At 60.1% G+C, this 6275-nt stretch carries 4 protein-coding genes; all 4 read right to left on the bottom strand.

Annotation, left to right across the window (positions count from 1 at the left end; genetic code table 11):
- Positions 1 to 3071, bottom strand: a 3071-nt coding sequence (locus tag AC3ZU9_RS31120) for a DUF6531 domain-containing protein (RefSeq protein ID WP_490091775.1), incomplete at its 3' end; no start/stop codon positions are given.
- A 12-nt stretch (positions 3072 to 3083) separates the two neighbouring features.
- The gene (locus tag AC3ZU9_RS31115; RefSeq protein WP_093542691.1) at positions 3084 to 3518 is read right to left on the bottom strand and encodes a DcrB-related protein; all 435 of its coding nucleotides are present in this window, start codon (positions 3516 to 3518) and stop codon (positions 3084 to 3086) included.
- Positions 3519 to 3533: 15 nt separating this feature from the next.
- A complete protein-coding gene (locus AC3ZU9_RS31110) occupies positions 3534 to 5477 on the bottom strand; it encodes a type VI secretion system Vgr family protein (protein WP_102061216.1) in 1944 nt (647 codons plus the stop codon).
- A gap of 156 nt (positions 5478 to 5633) precedes the next feature.
- On the bottom strand, positions 5634 to 6275 hold a 642-nt coding region (locus AC3ZU9_RS31105), incomplete at its 5' end, for an AAA family ATPase (RefSeq protein ID WP_490091774.1).

Below are 6275 nucleotides of genomic sequence, written 5' to 3'. Positions count from 1 at the left end.
TGGCCATTGGGGCGGCGTATCCGTGAGCGCAGGCGGCCGCTGCGATCGTATTCGCTGCGCGTGGTGATCTGGCCTTGAGTACGCAGCACTTCGCGGTGCAGGCGGTCGCGCTCGAAGTCGCTGATGACACGGCCGTCGAGGTTGATCTGGTGGAGGTGACCGCTGCCGTAGTACAGGCGATTGAGCCAGCGGCCATCGGGCAGTTGGGTCTGGATCAGGTTGCCGAGTTCATCGTAGTGATGGTTCAGGCTGCCGGCGGCGCTTTGTTCGGTAATGAGTTGACCAAGCGGATCGTAGGCAAAGGCCAAAGCCTGGGTGGTTTCATCATTGCCTGTGAAAGTGACGGCGGTGAGCTGGTCCACCGGATCGTAGGCGTATTCGGTACGGCCATCATCGGTAACTTTCACCAGCAAGCGACCAACCGCATCGCGTTCCAGGCGATGCACGATAGGGGACGGCACTGCCAGTCCTTCATTCGAGGGAACGTACTCTAAGGCAGCCAGATTATCCAACGCATCATAGTCATAACGTCGAGCACTGCCGTCCAAGTCTTGCTGTTCCGTGAGGCGGTCTCCCTCGTCCCAGGCAAAGCGGTAGCTTTCCGCGTTTTCATTGGTCAGGGTTTGTAACCGACCATAGGCGTCGTAGCGGAACTCAATTTGCCTGCCGTGGGCATCTATTCGTTGGCGCACTTGCCCGCGACGGCCGTATTGGTAGCGAGTGGTGTGACCCGCAGCGTCGGTATAGCCGATCAACAGACCGCTGGTGTCGCGCAGGTACTGCTCGGTGCGACCGTCCGGCATTTCGGTTTGCAGCAAGCGGCCTTGCCGGTCGTGTTGATAACGCTGCCGTTCGCCCAAGGCGTCGATGACTACCTGCAAGTGGCCCTGGCGGTCGTACTCAAACGCTGTGGGGTACCCCGAACAATCGACATGCTGAATTAACTGTCCGGTTTCATTCCAACGCAGGGTTTTGCTTTTGCCCGTGGCGTCGATGATCTCCACCACCTGACCAAACGTATCGTAGCGATACCGTGTGACATGCCCCAAGGGGTCGATTTCACTGACGCAATTACCTCGTTGGTCGTACTGATATTGCCACGCTTGGCCTGCCGCATCGGTCTCCACTAATGGAAGCGACCAATGCTCCAGCCACAATGTGGACTCGATACGCCCCAACGGATCTTGAGTGCTGCACAGGTTGCCGGATTCATCGTAGCCGAACTGCCATTTACCGCCTTGAGGATCAATTGCACCGAGCAACTGACGTTCGTCGTTCCACTCGAATTGCCAAGTCTTCCCCAGATTGTCGGTGTACTCGGTGATCTGGTACTGCGGGTTCCAGCGGCGCGTGCTGACGCGTTGCAAGCCGTCCGTAATCTGGGTCACACCGGCCGACAGGTCATAGTCGAACCGGTACTCGTCACCTTCATCGGTCCAGTGCCGCACCACACGCCACTCGCTATCTTCCACGCATTCCCAGTGGTAGTAGCAACGTAGACCGGTGGGCAGTTGGTGCTCGACCATGCGCTGGCCAGCGTTATAGGCGAAGCGACGTTGCACGTTTGCGGCGGCGTCGCGAACTTCGGCCAGGTCGCCGCGAGTGTCGTAGGCATAGCTGACGAGCGTTTCTCGACTGTGATCGGGGTACACGCGATCGACTCGCTCTACCCGCGCCGGCCATTGTTGGCTATAACCCAACTCGACGCGCACATGGTCGAAAGTATCTCGTAATTGGCTCAGCCGACCCTGGGCGTCATAGTCGAGAAAAATGCGGTTGTCATTGCGATCCCCTAACTGGCTGAGGCGCAGTTGCGAAGGGGTGTCTGGCGTTGGCTCGAACAGTCGATAGAGTCCATCAACGCTTTCAATCAGTAGTTGGCCATTGGTATTGCGCCGCACGCTCAAGCCTTCACCGGCGCTGAATACAGCTCCACCCAGCGGGATCACGCCCATGTCGATCTGGCGCGCTTGCTCATCGGTATAGACCAGTCGCTCGCCACCTTCGGGGTGTGCGCCAATCTCGACAAACACTTCGTAGATCACGCTCCAGCTGGCGCCGAACAGGCCATTTCGACGTTCGTCTCGGCTGCTGTAGTAGCGCTGCCATTCGATAGGGAGAAGGCCGGGCAAGGCGAAGTCCAGGTCGTCCTCGCCATCAAGTATTTTCGCGCCCGTCGAGCTATGCACCGGGTTGGGCGAGCCGACCACGGCAGAGGAAATGGCGTTGGTAACCTGGCTGGTGCCCCACGACACCAGTCCGCCCACCACCATGCACGGCAGCTTGCTGAAGAACTTCGAACCACCGCCGCGCAGCATCAACAGCGCGGTTACCGCCAGCCCGACACCCGGCGTCTTGCCGCTGCGAATCTCGCGGACCACCACCGGACTACCGCCAATGCGCACGTTGCTGGAGATCATCCCCGACTCGACAATCGAGGCGTCGCAGGTGCTACGGTCACCGCTACGGGCGGCCGGCTGACCGTTGATAGTGACCTTGCTGGAGCCTTCGGCAATAAACTGCGGCGGCATCGGCGGATGCTTGGTGCAGATCACGATATCCAGCGGCTTGGGTACTGCGCCTGGCGCAGGAACCGCTACTGTGGGGCGCCACATCTGCGAGAAAAAACCCTTGGCCATGTCCAGGTAGCTGGCTTCTTCGGGACTGCCACCTTCGGCGAGTTGCGAGCTGACCGGACCGATAGCACCTGCGGCACGTGCAGAGGGTGTGCCGTTGGTGAAAGTGTTGTGTGAGCCGGTGGCGATCGTCGCCATCACCACCGGCGGAAATAACGCGTTGCCTATCCAGTCGCAAACCTTTGTCAGCCCCTTGTCCGCCCCCGTCTTGCTCATGCCGATACCGACGATGATTCCCACCACCGCGCCGAGCACAAAACAGCCCAGGCCGCCGGTAACGACGGTAATACCGGTCGCGGCCACGATCGCAGCAGTGGCTACCGCTGTAATAGCGATATTGGCTGCGATTTCCAGCACGCCGCCCAGGATGTCGGCCATAACCGAGGTGTGTAGCAGGCCGTCGCCGAGGCGTGCCGCCCAAAGTGCGTCAGACATGGTGGAAGGGCTTCAAGGCTTCGGATTCAGCAGCAGGGTGTTTTTGATCGTTGCCCAGTGGACATTTTCAGCGTCGCCCAGAGGCTGGGCTTTGACATAGCTCAGGGCAAGCATCTGCTGGGTGCCCGGTACAACCAGCGCCAACTGGTATTGATAGATACGCTCGGCGCCCTTGCTGAACTGGTTATGTACTTCGATGGCGTCGACATCCTGCGCCGCGCCCACGCGAACTACCTGCGCCGGTTGGTAGCGCAAGTCTTGCACCTGTTTCTCGAGTTTGGCCAGTTGGCCTTCGAAGTTGCTTTGCAGTGTTTCATCATCGCCGAGCAGGCTACGGCTGACGATCAACGATGTGCCTAGCGCGGCGAACTTCAGGATATTGATGGACGCATCCTGCACCTCTTCGCTGGGCAGTGTGAATTGCAGTTCATTGAGTCGATAGGTCATGAAACTCGGATCTCGTTATTGGCCGGAAGGCGGCTTGGGAAACATGGAATTGACGGCAGCGTCGATTTCGCCTTTGACCCCTTGGCCCATGGGCGTAGTGCCGCCCTTGCCGCCAATGTTCAGGTGCAAGTTGCCCCCGGTGTTGATCTCGGAGCTGCCTTCGGAGTACACGTTAATCTGCACGCCGGTGAGGTTGATCTGCCCGCTGGCGTTGAGCTCCAGCACGCTCTTGCCACAGACCAGACGCAGGTTTTCACCCACTTCAATCAGGTAGCTCTTACTGATGGCATCGGTCTTGCTGAACCCCACCATGAGCATGTCGTCATGCTTGACCGCACGCACGCGGTCGTTGCCGACCGTTACTACCTCGTCATGCCCAATGCTCTTATTCCGGTCATGCCCCACGGAATGGCTTTCGTCGACTTCGACGACAATGTCCTGATTGCGCTCAGCATGGATATACAACTGCTCCAGCCCCTTCTTGTCCTCCATGCGGATTTCATTGAAGTTCGCCGGCGTGCCGCCTTTGCTGGAGCGGCTTTTCATACCGCTCTGGGTCGCGTTTTCCGGCAGGTCGTAGGGCACCGTCTGCTCGGCGTTGTAGACCCGCCCGGTGATGATCGGCCGGTCGGGGTCACCTTCAAGGAAGCTCACAATCACTTCCTGGCCGATCCGGGGAATCTGCATCGAGCCCCAGTTCTTACCGGCCCAGGATTGCGACACACGAATCCAGCAGGAGCTGTTCTCGTTGGATTGGTCGTGGCGGTCCCAGTAGAAGTGCACCTTCACGCGGCCATACTGGTCGGTCCAGATTTCCTCGCCCTTGGGCCCGACCACCAGCGCGGTCTGCGGGCCTTTGACGATAGGGCGGTGGGTGCTGGCCAACGGGCGGAAGCTCTGCTGGGCGTCGATGCAGGTCAGGCTGCTTTCGAACTGCGCGCCGCCCGAACCGCCGCCGCTTTCCAGGCTTTCCTGGACGATGTAATAGCGAATGCCGACGATCAGGTATTCGCGGTTCTGGTCCTGGCGGCTAAAGCCGGTGAGGCTGAACAAATGCCCCGAACCCAGGCCACGCGCGTTGCCGCTGAACTCGATTTGCTCATGCAGGGTCTGCAGGGCTTCGATGCGGGTGCGGGCGTAGTGTTCGCCGTCGGCGCTTTGCACATAGGTGCCGGGGTAGTCGTACAGCGGATAGTCGCCGGCGGTGTGCGGGCGCGGCATGGCCGAGCGCACGTCGATGCTCGCGCTGGGGCGCTGGAAGTCGTAGTCGTTGAGCTCCAGCGAGCCGGGCTGCACCTCTTGCGCCAGGTGCCAGTTGTGCATGTGGTCGCGTTCGCGCTGCTGCTCGTCCTTGGGGTAATACGGGATGGATGCGTAGCCCGGCACGGTGGTGTGGGCACCGTAGGCGTCAGCCAGCACCAGCACATGGCGGTCCTGTTCATGGCGGAAGAAGTAGTAGATGCCTTCCTGTTCCATCAAGCGGCTGACGAAGTCGAAACTGGTCTCGCGGTACTGCACGCAGTATTCCCACTCGCGGTACGGCCGGCTCAGGGCGTCTTCGAAGTCGGAAAACCCCAGGTCGCGGAACACCTGCTTGATGATCTGCGGGATGCTCAGGTTCTGGAAAATCCGGCAGTCCGAGGTACGGCTGAGCAGCCACAGCCACGGGCGCAACGTCACCTGGTAACTGGCGAACTGGCCCTGGTCGATGTTCTGGCTGCAGCGCGCGACGATACCGTGGAAGTGCCGCTCACCGCCGTCCGCCAGTTGCAGGCCCACGCTCATGGGTTTGCCGAGCAACTGGTTGAGGTCGATGTTGGCGTCCAGGGACGTCAGTTGCAGCTCATAGTTGAACAGCCGCCCCAGCTCTTCGCCGCCGCCCATTTCATTGAGCAGCAGCACATCCGGCCCCAGGGGGCTGGTGATCTTGGCCAGGCGTGAGGCTTGGTTAAAAAGCATCGGTTGTCCCGTAAATGACTAAGTAACTGAAGGAACCGGTTCAAGTGTGGGAGGGGGCTTGCCCCCGATGGCGGTGAATCAGTCACCGAATGCATCAACTGACACACTGCTATCGGGGGCAAGCCCCCTCCCACATTTTGATTGTGTTCCGTCAGGTCAATCTGCGTCGCTGAAGTCGTAGTGCAATTCATTATCCCGGCTGCTGATGCGTACACCCGCCATCGCCTTGCCTTCGAGCATGCGCGTGAGGAACTCACGGCTCATGTCCGGCAGCAGGCTGTTGGTAAGAATGGTGTCGATCATGCGCCCGCCGCTTTCGGTTTCGGTGCAACGCGAGACGATCAGGTCGACCACCGCGTCGTCGTAGTCGAAGGCAACCTTGTGGGTCGTCTCCACGCGCTTCTTGATGCGACCCAGTTGCAGGCGGGTGATCGCCTTGAGCATCTCATCGCTCAGCGGGTAGTACGGAATGGTCACTAGGCGGCCGAGCAGTGCCGGCGGAAAGATCTCCAGCAGCGGCTGGCGCAGGGCCTTGGCGATTTCTTCCGGCTCAGGGATGTTCGCCGGGTCTTTGCACACCTGGGAAATCAGCTCGGTACCGGCGTTGGTGGTCAGCAGGATCAGGGTGTTCTTGAAGTCGATCACCCGGCCTTCGCCGTCCTCCATCACGCCCTTGTCGAACACCTGGAAGAAGATTTCATGCACGTCCGGGTGGGCCTTCTCCACCTCGTCCAGCAGTACCACGCTGTAGGGTTTGCGCCGCACGGCTTCGGTCAGCACGCCGCCTTCGCCGTAGCC

This window comes from Pseudomonas sp. A39 (assembly GCF_058145955.1).
Note: the sequence above shows the minus strand (reverse complement) of the source record. Positions and strands in the feature narration are given on the sequence as shown.

Coding starts and splice junctions, on each gene's coding strand:
- AC3ZU9_RS31115 (WP_093542691.1), bottom strand. CDS start 3,518: ATGACCTATCGACTCAATGAACTGCAATTCACACTGCCCAGCGAAGAG.
- AC3ZU9_RS31110 (WP_102061216.1), bottom strand. CDS start 5,477: ATGCTTTTTAACCAAGCCTCACGCCTGGCCAAGATCACCAGCCCCCTG.